Source organism: Nonomuraea sp. NPDC003707 (assembly GCF_053587055.1).
This window is the reverse complement of record NZ_JBSFNK010000014.1, coordinates 268,197-289,889: the sequence shown is the minus strand read 5'-3', so window position 1 is coordinate 289,889 and position 21,693 is coordinate 268,197. Positions and strand designations below refer to the sequence as shown.

24 protein-coding genes are annotated in these 21,693 nt (G+C 70.1%); 14 read left to right on the top strand and 10 right to left on the bottom strand.

Annotated elements, in window-relative coordinates; translation table 11 throughout:
* Positions 1-82: 82 nt before the first annotated feature.
* Positions 83-505: a methylmalonyl-CoA epimerase gene (mce, locus tag ACWDRB_RS33720; RefSeq protein ID WP_319712687.1), complete on the bottom strand. Its 423-nt coding sequence runs from the start codon at positions 503-505 to the stop codon at positions 83-85.
* 84 nt (positions 506-589) lie between these two features.
* Between mce and ACWDRB_RS33715 the strand changes: the two genes are divergently transcribed.
* The 4 genes from ACWDRB_RS33715 to ACWDRB_RS33700 all read left to right on the top strand — a co-directional run bounded on the left by ACWDRB_RS33715 (position 590) and on the right by ACWDRB_RS33700 (position 3,491).
* Positions 590-1,777 (top strand): acetyl-CoA C-acetyltransferase, encoded by a 1,188-nt coding sequence (locus ACWDRB_RS33715; RefSeq protein ID WP_449900515.1) that lies wholly within the window; start codon positions 590-592, stop codon positions 1,775-1,777.
* A 99-nt stretch (positions 1,778-1,876) separates the two neighbouring features.
* A complete protein-coding gene (locus tag ACWDRB_RS33710) occupies positions 1,877-2,305 on the top strand; it encodes a hypothetical protein (protein WP_397368870.1) in 429 nt (142 codons plus the stop codon).
* Complete coding sequence (locus ACWDRB_RS33705) at positions 2,299-2,520, top strand: helix-turn-helix transcriptional regulator (protein ID WP_397368869.1); 222 nt, start codon at positions 2,299-2,301, stop codon at positions 2,518-2,520. Before ACWDRB_RS33710 ends, ACWDRB_RS33705 begins: the two co-directional genes overlap by 7 nt.
* Positions 2,521-2,522: 2 nt before the next feature.
* A complete protein-coding gene (locus ACWDRB_RS33700; RefSeq protein ID WP_449900510.1) occupies positions 2,523-3,491 on the top strand; it encodes an NAD(P)-dependent alcohol dehydrogenase in 969 nt (322 codons plus the stop codon).
* Positions 3,492-3,652: 161 nt separating this feature from the next.
* Here the strand turns inward: ACWDRB_RS33700 and ACWDRB_RS33695 are convergent, their stop codons facing one another.
* The 3 genes from ACWDRB_RS33695 to ACWDRB_RS33685 all read right to left on the bottom strand — a co-directional run bounded on the left by ACWDRB_RS33695 (position 3,653) and on the right by ACWDRB_RS33685 (position 6,069).
* A complete protein-coding gene (locus ACWDRB_RS33695; protein WP_363962810.1) occupies positions 3,653-3,805 on the bottom strand; it encodes a hypothetical protein in 153 nt (50 codons plus the stop codon).
* A 159-nt stretch (positions 3,806-3,964) separates the two neighbouring features.
* A complete protein-coding gene (locus ACWDRB_RS33690) occupies positions 3,965-4,636 on the bottom strand; it encodes a DUF4230 domain-containing protein (protein ID WP_449900508.1) in 672 nt (223 codons plus the stop codon).
* Between the two features lie 74 nt (positions 4,637-4,710).
* Positions 4,711-6,069, bottom strand: a complete 1,359-nt coding sequence (locus ACWDRB_RS33685) for a hypothetical protein (RefSeq protein WP_449900506.1) — start codon at positions 6,067-6,069, stop codon at positions 4,711-4,713.
* A gap of 230 nt (positions 6,070-6,299) precedes the next feature.
* On the opposite strand from ACWDRB_RS33685, the gene ACWDRB_RS33680 reads away from it, so the two are divergent.
* The 4 genes from ACWDRB_RS33680 to ACWDRB_RS33665 are packed head-to-tail and all read left to right on the top strand — an operon-like array spanning position 6,300 to position 9,902.
* On the top strand, positions 6,300-6,821 hold the full coding sequence (locus ACWDRB_RS33680; RefSeq protein ID WP_318787341.1) for a MarR family transcriptional regulator: 522 nt from the start codon (positions 6,300-6,302) through the stop codon (positions 6,819-6,821).
* A gap of 35 nt (positions 6,822-6,856) precedes the next feature.
* Positions 6,857-7,798, top strand: a complete 942-nt coding sequence (locus ACWDRB_RS33675) for a tetratricopeptide repeat protein (RefSeq protein WP_355207325.1) — start codon at positions 6,857-6,859, stop codon at positions 7,796-7,798.
* Positions 7,799-7,807: 9 nt separating this feature from the next.
* Positions 7,808-8,437, top strand: coding sequence for a cytidylate kinase-like family protein (locus ACWDRB_RS33670; RefSeq protein WP_350730068.1), 630 nt, complete (start codon positions 7,808-7,810; stop codon positions 8,435-8,437).
* Positions 8,438-8,492: 55 nt separating this feature from the next.
* A complete protein-coding gene (locus ACWDRB_RS33665) occupies positions 8,493-9,902 on the top strand; it encodes an NAD-dependent malic enzyme (RefSeq protein ID WP_364266371.1) in 1,410 nt (469 codons plus the stop codon).
* A gap of 340 nt (positions 9,903-10,242) precedes the next feature.
* On the opposite strand, the gene ACWDRB_RS33660 is transcribed toward ACWDRB_RS33665, so the two are convergent.
* The 4 genes from ACWDRB_RS33660 to ACWDRB_RS33645 are packed head-to-tail and all read right to left on the bottom strand — an operon-like array spanning position 10,243 to position 14,617.
* Positions 10,243-10,722, bottom strand: a complete 480-nt coding sequence (locus tag ACWDRB_RS33660) for a hypothetical protein (protein WP_350730072.1) — start codon at positions 10,720-10,722, stop codon at positions 10,243-10,245.
* Positions 10,723-10,758: 36 nt separating this feature from the next.
* Complete coding sequence (locus tag ACWDRB_RS33655) at positions 10,759-12,315, bottom strand: glycerol-3-phosphate dehydrogenase/oxidase (protein ID WP_355207317.1); 1,557 nt, start codon at positions 12,313-12,315, stop codon at positions 10,759-10,761.
* Between the two features lie 17 nt (positions 12,316-12,332).
* A complete protein-coding gene (gene glpK, locus ACWDRB_RS33650) occupies positions 12,333-13,808 on the bottom strand; it encodes a glycerol kinase GlpK (RefSeq protein WP_449900500.1) in 1,476 nt (491 codons plus the stop codon).
* Positions 13,809-13,864: 56 nt separating this feature from the next.
* Positions 13,865-14,617 carry an IclR family transcriptional regulator gene (locus tag ACWDRB_RS33645; protein ID WP_449900498.1) on the bottom strand — a complete coding sequence of 251 codons (753 nt, stop codon included), beginning with the start codon at positions 14,615-14,617 and terminating at the stop codon, positions 13,865-13,867.
* 159 nt (positions 14,618-14,776) lie between these two features.
* Here ACWDRB_RS33645 and ACWDRB_RS33640 point away from each other — a divergent pair, with 159 nt between their 5' ends.
* The gene (locus ACWDRB_RS33640) at positions 14,777-15,397 is read left to right on the top strand and encodes a TetR/AcrR family transcriptional regulator (protein WP_449900496.1); all 621 of its coding nucleotides are present in this window, start codon (positions 14,777-14,779) and stop codon (positions 15,395-15,397) included.
* A 1-nt stretch (position 15,398) separates the two neighbouring features.
* On the opposite strand, the gene ACWDRB_RS33635 is transcribed toward ACWDRB_RS33640, so the two are convergent.
* Complete coding sequence (locus tag ACWDRB_RS33635; RefSeq protein ID WP_364266362.1) at positions 15,399-15,908, bottom strand: hypothetical protein; 510 nt, start codon at positions 15,906-15,908, stop codon at positions 15,399-15,401.
* A gap of 111 nt (positions 15,909-16,019) precedes the next feature.
* Between ACWDRB_RS33635 and ACWDRB_RS33630 the strand changes: the two genes are divergently transcribed.
* Complete coding sequence (locus ACWDRB_RS33630) at positions 16,020-16,598, top strand: YqgE/AlgH family protein (RefSeq protein WP_350730081.1); 579 nt, start codon at positions 16,020-16,022, stop codon at positions 16,596-16,598.
* Here ACWDRB_RS33630 and ACWDRB_RS33625 read toward each other — a convergent pair whose 3' ends face one another.
* Positions 16,599-17,207 carry a TetR family transcriptional regulator gene (locus ACWDRB_RS33625; protein ID WP_350730083.1) on the bottom strand — a complete coding sequence of 203 codons (609 nt, stop codon included), beginning with the start codon at positions 17,205-17,207 and terminating at the stop codon, positions 16,599-16,601.
* Between the two features lie 159 nt (positions 17,208-17,366).
* Between ACWDRB_RS33625 and ACWDRB_RS33620 the strand changes: the two genes are divergently transcribed.
* The 4 genes from ACWDRB_RS33620 to ACWDRB_RS33605 all read left to right on the top strand — a co-directional run bounded on the left by ACWDRB_RS33620 (position 17,367) and on the right by ACWDRB_RS33605 (position 21,686).
* A complete protein-coding gene (locus tag ACWDRB_RS33620; protein WP_449900492.1) occupies positions 17,367-18,962 on the top strand; it encodes a DHA2 family efflux MFS transporter permease subunit in 1,596 nt (531 codons plus the stop codon).
* Positions 18,963-19,051: 89 nt separating this feature from the next.
* Complete coding sequence (locus ACWDRB_RS33615; protein ID WP_364840022.1) at positions 19,052-19,315, top strand: DUF3039 domain-containing protein; 264 nt, start codon at positions 19,052-19,054, stop codon at positions 19,313-19,315.
* 90 nt (positions 19,316-19,405) lie between these two features.
* Entirely contained in the window at positions 19,406-20,278 is an 873-nt protein-coding gene (locus tag ACWDRB_RS33610) for a zinc metalloprotease (RefSeq protein ID WP_449900488.1), read from the top strand.
* A 25-nt stretch (positions 20,279-20,303) separates the two neighbouring features.
* Complete coding sequence (locus ACWDRB_RS33605) at positions 20,304-21,686, top strand: MFS transporter (RefSeq protein ID WP_449900486.1); 1,383 nt, start codon at positions 20,304-20,306, stop codon at positions 21,684-21,686.
* Positions 21,687-21,693 lie beyond the last annotated feature (7 nt).

Sequence of the window (21,693 nt, the reverse complement as noted above, 5' to 3'; positions counted from 1 at the left end):
TGGTGCCACCTGCGAAGCCCCGTCCAACTTTCTGCGTGACTAGTTACATATGAACGTTTTTTAACATTTGTCAGGTCCGGTGTTAGGGCTTGGCCGCCTGCACCAACTCCGTCAGCATTCCTCCCACGTCCTTGGGGTGCAGGAACGCGATCTCGGAGCCCATCGACCCGTGCCTGGGACGCTCATCCAGGAGCCTCACACCCTTCTCGTTGATCTTAGCCATCGCCTGGGCGACATCGGGAACCCCGAATGCCACATGATGGACGCCCTCGCCACGCTTAGCGAGGAATTTTCCCACAGGAGAGTCCTCAGAGAGAGGTTCCAGAAGCTGAATGTAGGAGCCCCCACCTTCGCCGTCGGAGATGCGCAGCATGGCCTCCTTCACGCCCTGCTCCTCGTTGACCTCCCTGGCGACCACGGTCAGCTCGAACGTCTCCGAGAAGAACGCGATCTTCTCTTCGATGTCCTTGCACGCGATTCCGATGTGGTCGATCCGCATGAACATATGTGGCCCACCTCCATAGCGAGCGTCCGCCTACTCGTGGGTATGGTGTCAAAGAACCCGACGTGAGCGTAGGAGGCCCCCGTCATGTCCAGTTCCGTCATCGTGGCCGGAGCTCGCACGCCCATCGGCAAGCTCCTGGGATCCCTGTCCGGGCTGGCCGCCGTGGACCTCGGGGGCGTCGCCATCAAGGCCGCGCTGGAGCGTGCCAGGGTCGCGCCGGAGGCCGTCGAGTACGTCATCATGGGCCAGGTCCTGCAGGCCGGCGCGGGCCAGATCCCCTCCCGCCAGGCCGCCGTCAAGGCCGGCATCCCCATGACGGTCCCCTCCGTCACCATCAACAAGGTCTGTCTGTCGGGCCTGGACGCCATCGCGCTGGCCGACCAGCTCATCCGCGCGGGCGAGTTCGACATCGTGGTGGCCGGCGGCATGGAGTCCATGACCAACGCCCCCCACCTCCTGCCCGGCCTGCGCAAGGGCGTCAAGTACGGCGGTTCGCAGGTCGTCGACTCGATGGCCCACGACGGCCTGTTCTGCGCGTTCGACCAGCGCGCGATGGGCGAGTCGACGGAGCTCTACAACGCCCGGCTCGGCATCGGCCGGGAGGAGCAGGACGCGCTGTCGGCCCGCTCCCACCAGCTGGCCGCCGCCGCCATCAAGAACGGCCTCTTCGACGAGGAGATCGTCCCGGTGGAGATCCCGCAGCGCCGCGGCGAGCCGCTGATCGTCAAGGAGGACGAGGGCGTACGCGGTGACACCACCCCGGAGACCCTGGCCAAGCTTCGCCCGGCCTTCGCCGCCGACGGCACGATCACGGCCGGCTCCGCCTCGCAGATCTCCGACGGGGCCTGCGCCGTCGTGGTCATGTCGAAGTCGAAGGCCGAGGAGCTGGGCCTGGAGTGGCTGGCGGAGATAGGCAGGCACGGCAACGTCGCGGGCCCGGACGCGTCCCTGCAGTCCCAGCCGGCCAACGCCATCAAGCACGCGCTGTCGAAGCAGGGCGCGACGGCCGGCGACCTGGACCTGGTGGAGATCAACGAGGCCTTCGCCAGCGTGGTCCTGCAGTCCGCCAAGGAGCTGGGCGTGCCGCCGGACAAGGTCAACGTCAACGGGGGCGGCATCGCCCTGGGCCACCCGATCGGGGCCTCGGGCGCGCGGATCGTGCTGACGCTGGCGTACGAGCTGAAGCGCCGGGGCGGCGGCCTGGGCGCTGCCGGGCTCTGCGGCGGCGGCGGCCAGGGTGACGCGCTGATCATCTCGGTCCCCAAGCAGTAGGAGTCTTCGCGGGCCCCGGGGAGAGCCCCGGGGCCCTTCTCGCGCTCGGCGATGTAAAGAATTCTAGACATGAAGTCCGGGATGTTTTACATTCGAGGCATGGCATCCGAAGAGAGACGCGCGTGGATCATGGCCGTGGTCTCGGTCTGCGCGTACGGCACGTACATCGCGATCATCCTCGGCCGAGCGGGCGGCACCTCCATCGCGGAGGTGCCCTACGCGGCGACGCTGCTGTGGAGCATCGGGGGTGCGATCGCGGCGACGATCGTCCTCGACATAGCGCTCTCGGCGGTCTTCCGCCGAGGCGCCGGGATGAAGGACCAGCGTGACCGCGAGATCTGGCGTTACGGCCAATACGCCGGCCAGTGGTGCCTCGTTCTGGGCGGGCTGGCGGCGTTGTGGATGGCCCTGGCCGAGGTCGACTACTTCTGGATCGCGAACGTGATCTACCTGGCGTTCGTGCTCTCGTCGGTGCTGGGGTCCGCGCTGAAGATCGTCGCCTACCGCCGGGGCCTGCCGTCATGGTGAAGTCCACCAAGGTCACGAACTCGATCCGGGCCCTGCGGTTCGCCCGCGGGGAGATGACGCAGGCGGAGCTGGCCGAACGGGTCGGCGTGACCAGGCAGACCATCATCGCCGTCGAGCAGGGCCGCTACTCGCCCTCCTTGGAGATGGCGTTCCAGATCGCGCGGGTTTTCGGGGTCCCGCTCGATGACGTGTTCCAGTATCCAGAGGGAGAGTGACCATGAAGGCGATCGTTCAGGACGAGTACGGGCCCGCCGATGTCTTGAAATTTCGGGACATCGAGAAGCCATCGCCCGGTGAGACCGACGTGCTGTTACGCGTGCGCGCGGCCGGGCTCGACATGGGCGTCTGGCACATGATGACCGGCATCCCATACCTGATGCGTCCGGCGATCGGGCTGCGTAAGCCCAAGGGCCGGCCCGGCACCGACGTCGCGGGGGTCGTCGAGGAGGTCGGCGCGGGCGTGACCCGGTTCCGGCCCGGCGACCGGGTGTTCGGCACGTGCGGCGGCGGGGCCTTCGCCGAGTACGCGTGCGCCCGCGAGGACCGGCTCGCGCCGATCCCGGGCGACCTCGCGTTCGAGCCCGCCGCGGCAGTGCCGACCTCGGCCATCACCGCCCTCCAGGCGCTGCGCGACCAGGCCCGGGTGCGGGCGGGGCAGCGGGTGCTGGTCATCGGCGCGGGCGGGGGAGTGGGGACGTATGCGGTGCAGCTCGCCAAGGCGTCCGGGGCGGAGGTCACGGGCGTGTGCAGCGCGGCGAAGGCGGACCTCGTACGGTCGATCGGCGCGGCCGAGGTCGTCGACTACACCCGGGAGGACTTCGCTGACCAGGGGAGCCCTTACGACGTCATCATCGACACGGCGGGCAACCGCCCGCTGCGCCACCTGCGCCGCGCCCTCACGCCCCGCGGAACGGTGGTCATCGTCGGCGGCGAACGGGGCGGGCGGTGGCTGGCCGGCACCGACCGTCAGATGCGGACGGTGCTGCTGGACCCGTTCGCCCGCCAGCGGCTCCGCGTGGTCTTCATGTCGTTCCGGGAGGCCGACCTGCGAGCGGTGGCCGAGCTCGTCGGCTCCGGTCAGGTCACGCCGGTCGTCGACCGGACGTACCCGCTCAGCGAGGTCCCCGAGGCCGTCCGCAGCCTGGAACGGGGACAGGTGCGCGGCAAGGCCGTCATCACCGTCTGAGCCGTTTCGGCCCGGACAGCGCGATGCCCCGGTCCGACCAGGAATGGACCGGGGCTCCGCGATGCAGGGACCCACCAGGATTCGGGTCCCTGACGTCGCCCCCTACGGGGGCTGTTCAGCCCGGCCGCGAGGGAGGGTGCGGCCGGGCTGCTTGTGGACGGTCATGAAGCGAGGAACTTGGCGAAGACCGAGCGGTTGCGGCGCTCCGGCCGCAGGCTCTTCTGCGCCTCGCGCACCCGCCGCTGCTCGGCCGCGGCGCGGCGGAGCTCGGAGGCGTGGTGCTGCATCACGGTGTACTCGAGTTCGGCGTTCATTGAGGCCCCTTGTGGCTCGTGCTTCTTCCCTGCACTCTTAAGACTCCTCCTAAGGCCCTCCCGGACACATCGGGCGGATGCCTTATCTCCGGACGTAAGGCCAGATAGGAAGGTACTTAGGCAGGCACACCAGGCGACTAAGGTGCCCGTGAGCCGTCCTTAGGGCTCGTCCGTGAACTTCACCGTGACCTTCGTGAAGCCGAGCGACTTCAGCAGGCCGGTCATCATGGCCTTGGTGTTGGCGTCCGCCCTGGCGCGCAGGTCGCTCGCCACCGCCGCCTCGGTGATCTTCTTCTCCGCCAGCAGATAGAGCTCGCGCTGGTCCCCTGGCGACCCGGACAGGAAGTCCTGCACCCGGTCGAACAGCCCGCGCTGCTGCGCGTACACGTACGAGCGACTGTTGTCCAGGTTGGGCTTCTCCAGCTGGGAACGGGGCAGGAGCACGGTCGCCTGGGTGCGGTCCTCCGACACCGTCACGGCGTTCCCGGCCAGGCCGGAGAAGTCCACGTACGCGTCCACCCCGCCCGCCCCGACGAACAGCGTGCGGGTGCCCTTGATCGCGTCGGGCAGGAAGTTGGCGTCCTTCTCCAGGTCCACGACCACCTGGAAGTTCCCCGTGGCGGCCTCGAAGCGGCTGAGGTCCTTGATGGACTGCAGGAGCACCGGCTGACTGCGGTCGATGACCTGTTCGCCGAGCGGGTTGAGCCAGGTCCAGGCCAGGCGGCCGCCCACCACGAGCAGGACCGCCAGGACCAGGAAACCCGCCACGTATCGCCACCTGCGGCGCCGCGCGGTGGTCACCTCGAGCGGCGTCGTACGGGAAGTCGTCATGGGTGCATGACTACCCGTCGGGCGATCATCATTGCCAGCCGTTTGGTGACATCTTCCGATCCATCGGCCGCCGCCTAGCTCAGACCGGCCATGGACGCGCTGGGGGCCGAGTTCGGTGTGCCTTCGCCCTCCGGGTACACGGGGTAGACGTGGCTCGACTCCGGCGTCGGGCGGGCCGACGGCGCCACCTGCGGCCGCGCCGCGCCCCCGCCGCCGAAGTACATGCTCGACAGCCCGCAGTTCTGGAAGTCGCTGTAGAACATCCGCAGCCACTCCCTGCGCTGGTGCTCGCTCAGCCACGAGAACCACGACGCCGCGTACTGGTGCTCGGGCAGCGGCCCGCCGGGCAGGGGCTCCCCGCGCAGCCACGCCATCACGATCTCCCGGTAACCGTCCGCGACCGTGCCGGGGCAGCGGGCGGCCAGGGACTCGATGTACTCGTACGCCGCCTCCTCCGCGAACCCCGCGGACAGGTCGGGCACGTGGACGGGCGCCAGGCCGTTCGAGGGCTTCAGCTCCTCCTCCAGCGGCCGCTGCTCCACCCGCGTGAACGCGGCGGGCGTCCCCGCCAGCCGGGAGGCGATCTGCGTGAACGCCGCCCCCAGCTCGGTCAGCCCCGCCCGCATCCCCGGGTGCACGCACACCGTGATCGGCCAGTCCTGGCAGCTGTAGGCGATGTCCACGGCGGCGGCCGGCTTCGGCTGGGCCAGCACCCGCGACACGCCCATCCCGGCCGCCAGCACGGACAGCAGCGCGCACGCCAGCACCAGCGCCTGCCTGGTCACCAGCGCCGCCCAGCCGAGCAGCAGCGCCGCCGTGATGCCGAGCAGCCAGATCGTCTGGTCGAAGAACGGCGCCCCGCTCAACCCCTGGAACAGGTCGTACGGCTCCCCGGTGCCGGGCGCCAGCTTGTCCGCCCAGCCCCGGTCGTCGGCCAGCCACGAGAACAGTCCATAGCAGGCCAGCCCGGCCAGCGGCGGCGTGAACGCCTTGGGCACCACCCAGCCGGCCACCCAGCCGATCACCGAGTAGAGCGCCAGCCCCGCCATGCCCATGCCCAGGCCGGACAGGCTCAGCCGCCCCGACTGGTCGGTGAGCACCGTCTTGACCGCCAACACCAGCACCGTCGCACCGAACGACCCGAGCACCACCACCACGATCGCCAGCGGCGCCTTGAGCGCACGCCACGTCGTGAGCGGGCGCCCGCGCAACGCCCTGCGCTTGCGCAACGCCACCCACGCCGCGAACGCGGCGGCCACCGGCCCGGTCATCCGCAACGAGCCGATGACCGCGGCCACGATGTTCTCCCACGCGTCCACGCCAGGTATCAGGACATTCCACGCCGCCAGCAGCCCGATCGCCAGGAGCACGGCCACCGTGACGGCCGCGCTCTGCTTCAGCTCCTCTCGTGAAATGCCCGCGTGCTCACGCACCCTTTTCCCCGTTGACCTTCATCAAGCACCCCCCGTGCCCCTCGGCAAGGCCGAAGCGAATGAGTCCGGCCTGTCCCCACAGGCCGATGGACTTGGCTTCTGCGTCACCATACGTACGAGAACCATAACTGAGCGTGATGATTGACGTCCGGATTCTTGGTCAAGCGGGGAAGCCTGTCGCTCCAGGTCACCAGACGAACCGGGACGAGGGGCGCGCTACCGTATGCGCTGTGTCGCACCCCAAGCCGCTCAACCTGCCGTTCGACCCCATCGACCGGGCCGCGGAGAGCTGGCGTGCCCACTTCGGGCCCTCCTCCGCCATGGCCGCCGTGACCTCGATCATGAGAGCCCACCAGATCCTGCTGTCGCAGCTCGACTCGCTCCTGAAGCCGTACGACCTGACCTTCGCCCGGTACGAGGCGCTGGTCCTGCTGACGTTCAGCAAGACAGGCGCGCTCCCGCTGTCGAAGATCGGCGAACGGCTCATGGTCCACCCCACCAGCGTCACGAACACGGTGGACAGGCTGGAGAAGTCCGGGTTCGTCTGTCGGCTGCCCAACCCGCGGGACGGGCGCGGCGTGCTCGCCGAGATCACCAAGGCCGGCCGGGACGTCGTGGAGCGGGCCACCCGCGACCTGATGGGCGCCGAGTTCGGCCTGACCATGTACGCCGAGGACGAACTCGACCGGATGTTCACCCAGTTGCGCACCCTCCGGGTGGCGGCGGGCGACTTCCAAGAGGGCGGCGGGTGACTGCGCCGCCCTGGTGATGCGGCAAGATGAAGAGCATGGCGGACTTCTCTAGGCCCGGGTCGCTCTACGGAGCGATTGACCTGGGCGCGCGCAAGCAGGCCCTCGAGGCGCAGGCCCGGCGGGAGGCGGCGGGTCCCCAGGCGGCCGCGTCGGCCTCGATCGTGGACGTGACCGAGGAGACGTTCACGACCGAGGTCATCGACCGCTCGATGACCACACCCGTGGTCCTCGACCTGTGGTCGCCGCGGGCGCCGGGCAGCGCCCAGCTCAGCCCGGTGCTGGAGAAGGTCGTCGGCGATCTCGGCGGCCGGGCCGTGCTGGCCAAGGTCAACGTCGACTCCAGCCCGCAGATCGCCCAGGCGCTGCGCGTGCAGGCCGTGCCGACCGTGCTGGCCATCTTCCAGGGGCAGGCCGTCACCGGCTTCCAGCAGGTGCTGCCCGAGCAGGAGGTGCGCCGCTGGCTCGACGAGCTGATGGGCGCGGTCGAGCAGTTCTACCAGGCCAACCCCGACGCCCGGCCCACGGCGGCGGAGCCCGGCGAGCAGGAGGCGCCCGCGGGGCCGCCCGCCGACCCCGACCTGGTGGCCGCCGAGCAGGCCATCGACGGCGGTGACCTCGACGCGGCCGCGGCGGCGTACGAGCGGCTGCTGGCCCGCGCGCCGGGCAACGAGGACGCCAAGATGGGCCTGGCCGGCGTCAGCCTCATCAAGCGCACCGAGAGCGCCGACCCCGCCGACGTCCAGCGGCGGCTGCAGGACCCCGCCGACATCGAGGCGCAGCTGCTCGCCGCGGACCTGGAGATGCTGTCCGGCTCGGTCGACGAGGCGTTCAGCCGCATCATCGCCGTGGTCAAGCGCACCTCGGGCGACGAGCGCGACAAGGCCAGGCGCCACCTGCTCGGCTTGTTCGACGCGTTGCCGGCCGACGATCCATCTTTGGCGAAAGCACGTAGAGCTTTGGCGAGCGCACTGTTCTAACCTGGGTGTATGCGGGTCGTCACCATATCCGCGACATACGGCACGGCCGGTAGCCAGATCGGCCCGGCCGTCGCGGAGCGCCTCGGCGTGCCCTTCGTCGACCGCGCCATCCCCAGCGCGGTCGCCCAGGAGCTGGGCTGCACGCTGGAGGAGGCGCTCGCGCACGACGACCGGGCCGAGCACGGCCTCGGGCGGCTGCTCTCGGGAGCGATGCGGTTGCCGACCGTCACGTTCGGCGGCGTCGACATGTACGTGCCCGGCGCGATGCCGTACGCGCCGGAGGAGTTCGTCCGCCGTACCGAACGCATGCTCAAGGACATGGCCCGCGACCAGGGCGGGGTGTTCCTCGGCCGGGCGGGGGCCGTGGTGCTGGCCGACCACCCGGGCGCGCTCCACGTCCGGCTCGACGCGCCGATCCAGCGCAGGATCCGGCAGACGGCCACGCTGTCGGGGATGAGCGAGCGCGAGGCCCGCCGGGTCATCGAGGACAACGACCGTGCCCGGATGGCCTACGTACGGCACTTTTATCGGGCGGATCCGACGGATTCCTGTCAATATCATCTGGTCGTCGACAGCACCACGATCCCCGTTCCCACCTGCGTCGAGCTCATTGTCACAGCGGCCGAGGCACTGGATTGACCTGGCGCCCCCTATCATGGGGGAATTCTTGGTCAGTCCCGAAGGAGCGATTGACGTGGCGACCGTCCCGAGTGTGTCGTACTCCATCACCGTGCGTCTCGAGGTGCCGGCCGGCGGCAAGGCCGTCAGCCAGCTCACCCACGCCGTAGAGTCGGCCGGGGGTGTGGTCACAGCCCTCGACGTCACCAACGCGGGCCATGAGAAGCTCCGCATCGACGTGACCTGCGCGGCCAGGGACACCGACCACGCCCAGGCCATCGTCGACCAGCTCGAGGCGGTCGAGGGCGTCGTCATCCACAAGGTGTCCGACCGCACGTTCCTCATGCATCTCGGCGGCAAGATCGAGATGAAGTCCAAGGTGCCGCTGCGCAACCGCGACGAGCTGTCCATGGCCTACACCCCGGGTGTGGCGCGCGTGTCGATGGCCATCGCACGCAACAAGGAGGACGCCCGGCGCCTGACCATCAAGCGCAACACGGTGGCCGTCGTCACCGACGGCTCGGCCGTGCTGGGCCTGGGCAACATCGGCCCCGAGGCCGCGCTGCCGGTCATGGAGGGCAAGGCGGCGCTGTTCAAACGCTTCGCCGGCATCGACGCCTGGCCGATCTGCCTCGACACGCAGGACGTCGACGAGATCGTCCGCACGGTGCAGGTGATCGCGCCCGGGTTCGGCGGGATCAACCTGGAGGACATCGGCGCGCCGCGCTGCTTCGAGGTGGAGCGGCGGCTGCGCGAGCTGCTCGACATCCCCGTCTTCCACGACGACCAGCACGGCACGGCGATCTGCGTGCTCGCGGCGCTCACCAACGCGCTGCGGGTCGTCGACAAGGACATCGCGACCGTCAAGATCACCATGGCGGGCGCGGGCGCGGCCGGCAACGCGGTGCTGCGCCTGCTGCTGGCCGCCGGCGCGCGCAACGTGGTCGTCTGCGACTACCTGGGCGCCGTCCACCGCGGGCGTGACGACCTCGACGAGTCGCTGCAGTGGATCGCCGACCACACCAACGCCGAGGGCTACTCGGGCGACCTGCGGGGGGCGGTCAAGGACGCCGACGTCTTCGTCGGCGTCTCGGCGCCGGGCATCCTGACGGGCGACGACATCGCGACGATGGCCAAGGACGCGGTGGTGTTCGCGCTGGCCAACCCGGAGCCCGAGGTGTCGCCGGACGACGCGCGCGAGCACGCGGCCGTGGTGGCCACGGGGCGCTCCGACTACCCCAACCAGATCAACAACGTGCTGGCCTTCCCGGGCGTCTTCCGGGGGCTGCTGGACGCGCAGGCCAACGGGGTGACGCAGGAGATGCTGCTGGCCGCGGCCGGCGCCCTCGCCGCCGTCGTCACGCCGGAGGAGCTGGGCCCCAACTACATCGTCCCCAGCGTCTTCCACCCCGACGTTGCGGGCGCCGTCGCGGCCGCGGTGCGCGAGTCGGCGGGTGGCCGGGCGCGCGGCTTCACCGAGGCATAACAAGCATCGTTCTTTACGGCGGAGCACGGGCGGCGCCAACCGCCGTCCGTGGCGTGAGAAGCATCGTTTTTTACGGCGGAGCACGGGCGGCGCCTACCGCCGTCCGTGGTTGAGGGGCCTCCAGGGGGACGGCCGCTGACCCGCACGTGGCCGGCCGCCGCTACGGCGATCCTTTGACCGGCTCCGTGGCACCCGCCCGTCCCGCCGCCGTGCTCCTTACGCCGGGTTCCACCGTGCGCCCGTCCCGCCGCCCGCGTTGCGCCGGGCTCCGCCGCACGGGCTGTTCGCCGCACCGCCGCGCGTGAAGTGGTCGCCGGACCCGGGGCCGGGAGGTGGGGTGTCAGGCGGGTTGGGTGGTTATGGCTGGGATGAGGTGGTAGCTCTCCTGGAAGACGAGGTTGTGGGCGTCGCCGGCGGCGATCGCGCGTAGCGTGTCGAGCTGGGCCTCGGCGTCCGCACGGCCGAAGACGTTCAGCGGCCAGTCCCCGACCGTGTTGCCCCGCAAATGCGGGTGGTGGAAGTCGCAGCCGTAGTGGGCGACGATCGCGATCGGCTGGTTGTGGGTGGCGCGCTGTTCCGGCCACGTCAGCGACCACATCGCGTTGAGCCCGCCCTCGCGCGACCGGGTGACCCCGCTGGCCACCACCTCACCGGTGCCGAGCAGCAGGTCGGCGTTGAGCTCGTCGAGGGCTCTGCGTGCCACCGGGTCGAGCAGCTCGGCCGCCGTGGCGAAAACGTGTTCCTTGTCCTCCCGCGTGACGGCCCCTCCGTGGTCGCCGTCACGCAGGTCGCGGAAGTGCCTGAGCAGGGCTTCGTTCATCGGAGTGCACATGACTACCCCCTGCCCAGATCCGGGTCAGGTGAGCAGGGCGGCGATGCGATCGCGCACGTCAGGCGTGTCGAGCCCGCGTACCGTCAGCGTCGTGCGGCGGCGTACGACGTCGTCCACCGTGGCCGCCCACTCGCGGTCGCGCGCGTAGACCGCCTGGGCCCAGATGTCGGGGCCGTCCGGGTGGATGCGCTCGCCGAGGGCGGGGTCCTCGCGGATGAGCCGGGCCAGGTCGAACGCGATCGACCCGTAGTGCGTGGCCAGGTGCCTGGCCACCAGCGGATCCATGCGCGCGCCCGGGTCGCGGTCGGTCCACAGCCGCAGGGCCACCGCGTCGGGGCTGGCCAGGCCCGGCAGGGGTACGGCGGGCAGGATGTCGGCCAGGTCGTCGCCCAGGGGCCGGCCGGGCAGGTGGGCGAGCGTGTCGAGGACGTGCCTGCCGATGTGGCGGTAGGTGGTCCACTTGCCGCCCGCGACCGAGAGCATGCCGCCCGCCCCCCTGGTCACCACGGTCTCCCGCTTCGCGGCCGTCACCTGCCCGGGGCCGCCGGGCAGGACGCGCAGCCCGGCGAAGGCGTAGGTGATGTCCTCGCGGCTGAGCTGGGCGTCGCGTACGGCGTGGCCGGCCTCGTCGAGGATCTGCGCGATGTCGGCCTCGGTGGCGCGCACCCCGCCCGGATCGCCCTCGTACGCCTCGTCCGTGGTGCCGAGCAGCAGGTGGTCCTCCCACGGGATGGCGAACGACACGCGGTACTTGTCGATCGGCGTGGTCAGCGCCGCCTTCCACGGTTCGTGGCGGCGCAGCACCAGGTGGGCGCCCTTGGACAGCCGGATGCTGGGCGCGGCGTCCGGGTCCTCCATGCGCCGCAGGTGGTCCACCCAGGGCCCGGTGGCGTTCAGGACGAGCCGGGCGGAGACCCCGAACTCGGCCCCGTCGAGCCGGTCGCGCAGGTCGGCCCCCGTGACCGTGCCGCCCGTCTTGCGCAGCCCGACGACCTCGGCGTGGTTGAGCACGACCGCGCCCGCGTCCGCGGCGGCCCGTACGGTCATGACCGCGACGCGGCTGTCGTTCATCTGGTGGTCGCCGTAGACGGCGGCGGCCCGCAGCCCCTCGGTACGCAGCGCGGGCACCTTGGCCAGCGCCTGGTGGGGCGTGATCACCTTGCCCATGCCGTCGCCGAACACCGACAGCGCCGAATACAGGAACACCCCCGCGCCCAGCTTGGCCGCCCCGTGCGGCCCGCCCTTGTAGATCGGCACCAGGAACGTCAGCGGCTTGACCAGATGCGGCGCGATGTCGGCGGCCAGGGCGCGGCGCTCGCGGTGGTTCTCGGCGACCAGCCGGACGTTGCCGGTCTGCAGGTAACGCAGGCCCCCGTGGACGAGCTTGGAGGAGGCGCTGGAGGTCGCGCCGGCGAAGTCGCCCGCGTCGACCATCGCCACCCGCAGCCCGGCCTGCGCGGCCATCCAGGTCACGGAGGTGCCGAGGATGCCGCCGCCGATCACGAGCAGGTCGTAGGCGGTGCGCGAGAGCTCCTCACGGGTCTGCGCGCGGTCTGCGGCGGTCGTCGTCGTCATTGCCATGCTCCCTACCTGTTGACCTACTGCTCGACCCAGTCGAGGGTCCGGGCCACGGCCTTCTTCCAGTTGCGGTATTCGTGCTCGCGCGCGGCCTCGTCGATGGCCGGGCGCCACTCGGCGGCCTTGTGCCAGTTGGCGCGCAGGCTGTCGACGTCGGGCCAGTAGCCGGTCGCCAGCCCGGCGGCGTAGGCGGCGCCCAGGGCGGTGGTCTCGGCCACCATCGGCCGGATCACCGGCACCGCGAGGACGTCGGCGAGGGTCTGCATGAGCAGGTTGTTCGCGGTCATGCCGCCGTCGGCGCGCAGCGTGGTCAGGTCGAGCCCGGAGTCGGCGTTCATCGCGTCGACCACCTCGCGGGTCTGCCACGCCGTGGCCTCCAGTACGGCCCGCGCGATGTGCCCCTTGGTGACGAACCCGGTCAGCCCCGCGATCACGCCGCGCGCGTCCGAGCGCCAGTGCGGCGCGAACAGCCCTGAGAAGGCCGGTACGAAGTAGCAGCCGCCGTTGTCGTCGACCGTCCTGGCCAGCGTCTCGATCTCGGCCGCGCTGGAGATCAGGCCCAGGTTGTCACGCAGCCACTGCACCAGCGACCCGGTCACCGCTATCGCGCCCTCCAGCGCGTACGTGGCCGGGCCCTCGCCGATCTGGTAGCCGACCGTGGTCAGCAGGCCGTGCTTGGAGACGACGGGCTCGTGGCCGGTGTTCATCAGCAGGAAGCTGCCGGAGCCGTAGGTGCTCTTGGTCTCGCCGGGCGCGAAGCACGTCTGGCCGAACAGCGCCGCCTGCTGGTCGCCGAGCGCCGAGGCGACGGGGACGCCCGCCGCGGTGCGGCCGTAGACCTCGGCGGACGGGCGGATCTCCGGCAGCATCGCGCGGGGCACACCCAGCGCGTCGAGCAGCTCGTCGTCCCAGGCCAGCGTGTGGATGTTCATCAGCATCGTACGGCTGGCGTTGGTCACGTCGGTGACGTGGCGGCCGGTGAGGTTCCACAGCAGCCAGCTGTCCATCGTCCCGAACAGCACCTCGCCGCGCTCGGCCCGCTCCCGCAGCCCCGGATTCTCGTCCAGCAGCCAGCGGATCTTCGGCCCGGAGAAGTACGTCGCCAGCGGCAGCCCGGCCTTCTCCTTGAACAGCCCCTCGTGCTCGGCCAGCGCCCGGGTCAGCTGATCTGTGCGGGTGTCCTGCCAGACGATCGCCGGGCAGACGGGCCGGCCGGTGGCCCGCTCCCACAGCACGGTGGTCTCGCGCTGGTTGGTGATGCCCAGCGCGGCGATCTGGCCGTCCTCGATGCCGGCGCCGCTGACGGCCTCGGCCAGCACGCCCTGCACGGCCTGCCAGATCTCGGCCGCGTCGTGCTCGACCCAGCCGGGCTTGGGGAAGATCTGGCGGTGCTCGCGCTGGGCGACGGAGATGATGTTGCCGGCCTGGTCGAAGACGATGCAGCGGCTGGAGGTGGTGCCCTGGTCGATGGCGGCGACGTATTGAGTTCGAGGCACGGGGTTCCTCGCTTGGTTCTGGTTCGGCAATGCCGAACGAATGCTATTTCCTGGTCTTAGGGATGTTCAAGTGAGCGGGTGATCGCGCGGGCGGCGTCCCGTACGTACGAGACGAACTCCATGTGCAGGGCGCCGCCGGGGGCCAGCCGCTCGACGGCGCCGCGGATGCCGATGGCGCCCACCACCAGGCCGCGCGGGTCCTTGATGGGCGCGGCGATGGCCACCTCGCCCTCGGTGAGTTCCTCCGTCTCGGAGGCCCAGCCGCGCGTCCTGACCAGGCCGAGCTCCTTCTCCAGCGCCGCGGGGTCGACGATCGTGTTCTTCGTGTACGGCTGCAGCGGCGGCGCGGGCGGCTCGCCGTACGGGTCGTGGGCGAGCAGGACCTTGCCAAGCGCGCTGGCATGGGTCGGCAGGTATGTGCCCACCTGGAGCGTCTGCATGCTGTCGTCGGGCCGGAACACGTGGTGGATCACCAGCACGTGGCCCTCGTGGAGGGTGCCGATCCAGGCGCTCTCCCTGCTGCGCCCCGCGAGGGCGTCGGCCCAGTTGATGGCGCGGGTGCGCAGCTCGTTGACGTCGAGATAGCTGCTGCCGAGATGGAGCAGCGTGGCGCCGAGCCGGTATTTCCCGCTCGCCGGGTCCTGCTCGACGAACCCGACGTGGACCAGCGTGCGCAGGATGCCGTGCAGCGTGCCCTTGGGCAGGCCCAGCGCCCTGGCCAGCTCGGCCACCCCGAGCTGGCGCGGCCCCGAGGCCAGCAGCCTCAGGATCGCGGCCGCCCGCTCGACCGACTGAATCGTCTCTCCCACAGCCCGCACCATAGCGCAGATTCGTTCGGTATTGCCGAACGGTCGAAGGGATGGAACCGATCTTCGCATGGCCGCGTCCAGAAGGTGGGGGAAATGCGCCGTCAATCCTTAATGGGATGACAGTTCCGTTAAAATGGAACGTTGCGACAAGGAGCGTAGATGGACCAACCTTCCCGTTCGGCGGGAACCGTGCGGCCAGGGGGCCGCACGGCGCGGGTGCGCGCGGCCGTCATGGAGGCCACGCAGGACGAGCTGGTCGAGCACGGCTTCCACGGCCTGACCATGGACCAGGTGGCGGCCAGGGCGGGCGTCGGCAAGACCACGGTCTACCGGCGCTGGGGGAGCAGGGCGGGCCTGGTCACCGATCTCATGACCGAGCTGGCCAACCAGTCCACGCCCCATGCTGACACGGGCGGCGTCGAGGCCGACCTGCGGGCCAACGCGCTGTCCGTACTGGGGGCGATCAACGACGGGCGGCTCGGCGCCACGTTCCAGGCGGTGATCGCCGCCGCCACCAGCGATGAGCAGGCCGCCGGCGCGCTGCGCGCCTTCTACCTGCGCAGGATCGCGGAGTGGGCCAACGTCGTGGACCTGGCGGTCAAGCGGGGCGAGCTGCCCGCGGGCACCGACGGCGCGGAGGTGATCCGCGCGATCTCCGCCCCGCTCTACTACCGGCTGGTGGTCACCAGGGAGCCGGTGACCAAGCAGGACGCGGAACGGTCCGTGGCGCGCACGCTGGCCGCCGCCAGGGCCGGCGCGTTCGTCGTGGAAGAGCCCTAGCTCACGGGGTCGAACGCGGCCAGATGGAGCCGTACCACCACAGGATGCCGCCCACCACGATCAGGCCGCCCGCCGTCGCCAGCTTCCCCATGAGGTCGGCGGGCGGGCCGGTGAAGGGCAGGTTGTCCAGGTGGTGGCCCCAGGGGCAGTCGTTCTTGACGCGGCTGGAGTCGACGAGCGTTTCCCGCTGCGGGTCGCCCAGCGAGTACGCCTCCACGTCCGCGGTGCTGCCCTTGGCCACCGTCACCTGCCTGACGATCGACTTGTGGGCCGGGATGGCCCCCTTCGCCACGCTGACCCCGTCGGCCTGGACGTCGAAGCGGGCGGCCTCCTGGGTCAGGTTGTGCAGGGTGACGTGCGCGCGCCCCGAACGGCAGTGAACGTCGTCAACCGTCATCGTGAACGGGTCGCCGTGATCCTCATGCCAGGGCCACGCCTGCGCGCTCTGGGGGAGGAACAGGACCGCACAGACCGGTAGTGCGGCCAGCACGAGACGTGTCCTGATATGCATGAGCTCCCCCCAACGAGTGATCTTTGCTACAGAAGGTGCCCAAGTGACCACGAAAAGTAACATCGACGCACTGGGGGAGCGCGAGCCTCGCGAACCCTTCATGATGGAGGTATGGCGGAAGCGATCTACGTCGGCGGTTTGTTGGTGGCGACGCCGCTTCTCGACGACCCCAACTTCCGGCGTAGCGTCGTGCTGATCCTCGAACACGACCACGACGGCGGCACCCTGGGGGTGGTGCTCAACCGGCCGAGCGACATCTCCGTGACCCAGGTGCTGCCCGTGTGGGATCCGCTGGTGACCGGGCCCTCCGTGCTCTTCGAGGGCGGGCCCGTGCAGACGGACAGCGCGCTCGCGCTGGCGGCGGTCCCCAGCGGCGAGGAGCCGCTCGGCTGGCGCAGGCTGCACGCGGGCACCCCGGCCGTCTCCAGGATCGGGACGGTGGACCTGGACGCGCCGCCCGAGATCCTGCAGGGGGAGATCGCGCAGATGCGCATCTTCGCGGGGTACGCGGGCTGGTCGTCGGGCCAGTTGGAGAGCGAGATCGCCGAAGGCGCCTGGTACGTGGTCGACTCGGAGGTCGGCGACACCTTCCACGCCGATCCCCGCGCGCTGTGGCGGCACGTGCTGCGGCGGCAGCCCGGCGAGCTGGCCTTCGTGGCGACCTGCCCGGACGACCCGACGATGAACTGACTAGCGGTCCCAGCCGGGCCGCAGCGAGCGCTCGGCCAGCTCGATCGTCTCCGCCATCCGCTGCGTGATCTCCGGCAGGCCGCTGTCGCGGCGCGGGCACTCGAAGCCGACGCGCAGGGTGCAGGCGGCGAACGCCACGATCAAGGGCGTGAGCATGTCCTCGTCGGGGTCCACGCCCCTGCGTGCGGCGATCACCTCGATGAGGCGGCGCTCGGTCGCCGCGCCCCTGGCCACGGACATGCCCACCAGCCTCGGGTGGTCCTCCATGAGCCGCCGCAGCTTCAGGAACCTCGCCCTGTCCTCGCCCGTTGAACCCTCCAGGTCGCCGACGACCGCGCGCATGGCGTGCATGAGCGAGGTGAAGGACGACTCATCCTCCGGGCGGGACGCCAGCGTCTCGAGCATGATCTCCTCGCCGTGGTCGTGGTGCCACAGCGCCAGGTGATCCTTGCTGTTGAAGTAGCGGAAGAAGGTGCGCGGGGAGATTTCGACGGCCCCCGCGATCTGCTCCACCGTGGTCGACTCGTATCCTTGTTCGAGGAACAGGTCGAGCGCGGCGTCGAGGATCGCCAGGCGCGTCTTCTCCTTCTTGCGTTCCCGTAGACCCACAGCAGTCACTCCCTCGAAACCTTTCTGTCACAGTGTGCCATAAGTCATACGACGACGAATAAAACTCGTTTGTCATTAGTCAGCGACTGTCATAGATTACCTGAGGCTTACGAGATCTATGCCCCGGTATGGGGCGGTTCGTGTACTTAGGGGGACTTCATGGCTCACGCGAAGGCGGTGGATGCGCCGTCATCGCACGGCCCGGTGAAAACGGGGGCCGGCGGCAATCCTTGGCTCGTGCTGCTGGCGGTCAGCTTGGGCGTCATCATGGTCATGCTCGACGGCACGGTCGTGGGCATCGCCAACCCGTCGATCCAGGCCGACCTCAAGGCCTCGCTGTCCGACCTGCAGTGGGTGACCAGCGGTTACCTGCTGGCCCTGGCGGTGTTCCTGATCACCGCCGGCAAGCTCGGCGACCTGTTCGGGCACAAGCGGGTCTTCCTGATCGGCGTGGCGGGGTTCGCCGTCTCCTCGGTGGGCATCGGACTCAGCGCCGAGCTGGCCGACATCATTCCCGGCCTCTCCCCGGTGGGCGCGCTGATCGCCCTGCGGGTGCTGCAGGGCCTGTTCGGCGCGCTGCTCCAGCCGGCCGCCCTGGCGCTGCTGCGTGGAGCGTTCCCGGGTGAGAAGCTCAACCAGGCCATGGGCGCCTGGGGTGCGATCATCGGCCTGTCCAGCGCCGCCGGCCCGATCGTGGGCGGCCTCCTGGTCGAGAACGCGAGCTGGGAGACGGTCTTCTTCATCAACGCCCCCGTCGGCCTCGCCGCCCTCGTCCTCGGCACCATCCTGATCAAGGACAACCGCGCGCAGACGCTGGCGCGGATCGACTGGCTCGGCGTGCTGCTGCTGTCCGGCGCGATGTTCTCGCTCGTCTGGACGATCATCAAGGCTCCGGAGTGGGGCTGGGGCGACAGCACGACGCTGACCTTCGCGGGCCTGTTCGTGGTGCTGATCGGCGCGTTCATCTTCTGGCAGAGCCGGGCGAGCCAGCCGCTGGTGCCGCTGTCGCTGTTCAAGAACGCCTCGATCTCCATCGGCACCGTGCTGATGATGATGGTCGCGTTCGCCATGTTCGGCGCGATGTTCTTCCTCGGTTTCTTCTTCCAGGGCGTGCACGGCCTGTCCCCGCTGGAGGCCGGCCTGCGCATGCTGCCGATGAGTGCCGGCATGATCGTCGCCTCGCCGCTGGCGGGCATGGCGATCGGCAGGCTGGGGCCGAAGATCACGATGGCCACGGGCCTGCTGATCACCGCGTTCTCGATGTTCCTCATGTCCCAGCTCAGCATCGACGCGTCGTTCATCGAGAGCGGCATCCCGTTCCTGCTGCTGGCCTTCGGCATGTCGCCGGTGTTCGTGGGCGCCACGGAGATCATCGTGGGCAACGCCCCGGTGAATCTGACCGGCGTCGCGGGTGGCTTGCAGCAGTCGGCCATGCAGGTCGGCGGCGCGCTCGGCACCGCGATCCTGGGCGCCGTGATGGCCGGTGAGATCTCCGACAAGCTGCCCGGCTACCTCGGCCCGGCGGCCCAGGCCATCCCGCCCGCCCAGCTGACGGGGCTGGAGAAGGCCGCCGCGTTCGGCTCCGTCCCGCCCGGCCTGCCGCAGCAGATCGGCGACGCCGTGCACAACGCCTTCATGGACGGCATGCACGTGGCCTTCCTGGTCAGCACCGGCATCGCGGTGCTGACGGCCGTACTGACGCTGTTCGTCAAGGCCGGCAGGAAGACCGAGAGCGCGCCCGTCCACATGGGCTGAGCCTGATTCCACGTACGGCCCTCGCCACGCGGCGGGGGCCGTATCGCTATATGGGGGACCTGGTCGTCGTCGGGCATAAACTCTGTGGGGTGAGCACGACGAAGATCCTCCCAGAGCAGGAGACCACGCCCCGGACGTCGCACGGCGACGGCGATCACGAGCGGTTCGCCCACTACGCGGACAAGCACAAGATCACGGAGAGCATGGTCACGGGCACGCCCATCCGGGCGCTGTGCGGCAAGGTCTGGGTGCCCAGCCGCGATCCGAAGAAATATCCGGTATGCCCGGAGTGCAAGGAGATCTACGAGGGCCTGCCCCCGGGTGGCGGCGACGGCGGCGACAACAAGCAGTGAGTGTTGCTGACCGGTAATCTCCCCAGGTCAAGCTACGGTCGGTAGCCATACCGGCTCGATACGTAGTGGGGGGATTGCATGGTCCGGCGCGTGACCGCCGTCTCGTTGGCATGTCTGCTCGCGGTCGGGTTCACGCCGCCGCTCCGTACCGAGGCGGCGCAGGCGTCGCGTTGCGCGGGCCACGTCCCCCGCAGGACGGGGCCGCGCTCGCCCAAGCCCGAAGACGTGGCCAAGGTCCTCGTCGAGCTGGGCAAGCGGCTCGCCGGCGTCACGACGCCCACCCAGGTCACCGTGCCCACGCGCGTGCACGTCATCACGCGCGGTGAGCGCAAGGTGACCGACGACGACGTCAAGGCCCAGATCGACGCGCTCAACTCCGCGTACGGCGGCACCTACGGCGGCGTCGACACCGGCGTGCGCTTCCGCCTGGATGGCATCTCGGTCACCGACAACGCCCTGTGGTTCAACGACCCCGTCGGCAACGAGCGGCCGATGAAGGTGGCGCTGCACCACGGCGGCGCCGACACGCTCAACCTCTACATCGCCCAGCTCAGCGAGCAGATGCTGGGCTTCGCCAGCTACCCGTACTGGTATGACGAGACGCCCAGGCTGGACGGCGTCGTGATCGACTGGCGCAGCCTGCCCGGTGGCGCGATGACCAACTACAACCGGGGCTTCACCGGCGTGCACGAGATCGGGCACTGGCTGGGCCTCTTCCACACGTTCGAGAACGGCTGCGAGCTGCCCGGCGACGGCATCGCCGACACCCCGATGGAGGCCCGGCCGACCGAGGCCTGCCCGGCGGACAAGGACAGCTGCGCGCAGCACCCCGGCCTGGACCCGGCGCACAACTTCATGGACTACGCGCACGACAAGTGCATGTCGGAGTTCACCGCGGGGCAGGCGGAGCGCATGCATCAGATGTGGGCGGTGTACCGGAACGCGACCACCCCGGCAGCCTAGATTTCCGGCAAATTACGATATGTAGGTGACAGGTCCAAAGGCACTCGACACTCCCTACGAATCCACCCGCATCCTCAGCCCCGAATACCGCGTCGCGACAGTCGGCATCGTGCTGACGATCACCCTGGTCGCCTTCGAGGGCATGTCCGTCGGGGTCGTCATGCCGGCGGTGGCCCACGAGCTGAACGCCCTCGACCTGTACGGGATCAGTTTCTCCGCCTTCCTCATCGCCAGCCTCTTCGCGAACGTGGTGGCGGGCCTCTGGTCGGACCGCCGCGGCTACCAGGTGCCGTTCCTGTCAGGGGTGGTGCTGTTCGTGGCGGGGATGGCACTGGCCGGGGCGGCGCACTCGGCGGGGATGTTCCTCGTGGCGCGGGCCGTGCAGGGGCTGGGCGCGGGCGCCTCGATCGTGGCGCTGCTCGTGATGATCGCGCGGGTCTATCCGGAGGCCCTGCGGCCCAAGGTCTTCGCGGCCGTCTCCGCCGCCTGGGTGGTGCCCGCCATGGTGGGGCCGGCCGTGGCCGGGTTCGTGGCCGTGCAGTGGGGCTGGCGGTACGTCTTCTACGGGATCATCCCGCTGGTCGTGCCCGCGCTGGTGATGCTCGTGCCCGCGCTGCGCATGCCGTCCTCCTCCCATGAGCCGTCCACCGGCCCGCGCTCCAGGCCGGTCGCGATGACGCTGGCCGCCACCGCCACGGCGGGCGGGGCCGGGGCGCTGCTGCAGGGCGTGGACCTCCTGCACAGACGTCCCGTGGTCGGGGCACTGGAGGCCGTCGCGGGCCTGGCGTTCCTGGTCTACGGGCTGTACCGGCTGCTGCCTCCCGACGCGCTGCGGTTCGCGCGCGGGCTGCCCACGACCGTGCTGATGCGGGGCTTCTTTTCAGCCGCCTTCTTCGGGGTGAACTCCTTCATCCCGCTCGCGCTGCAGGAGGTGAAGTCCTTCGACCTCAAGCTCGCGGGGATCGCGCTGACGACCGGGGCGCTGGGGTGGTCCGCGGGGTCGTTCCTGCAGAGCAGGCGGGAGGGGGAGGCGTACAGGCGGATCCGGCTGGGGGCGGGGTGCGTCACCGTCTCGATCCTGATCTGCATGCTGTGCGTCGTTCCCGGGGTGACCGGCTGGGTCGCGGTGCCCGCGTGGATCGTGGCCGGGTTCGGGATGGGGTTCGGCATGACCACGGTCAGCGTCACCGCGTTGCGGCAGTCCCCTCTGAACGAGCAGGGGGCGAACTCCGCCGCCCTGTCGGTCACGGACATGCTCGGGTCCGCCCTGGCGATCGGGGTCGGGGGCGCGCTGGTCAATCTGATCGGTCACGCCCCGGACGAGATCGCCACCGGGTTCGTCGTGATCTCGTTCCTCATGGCCGCCATCGCCCTCGGCGCCACGCTCCTCGCCGGACGCACCCGCTGATTTCCGC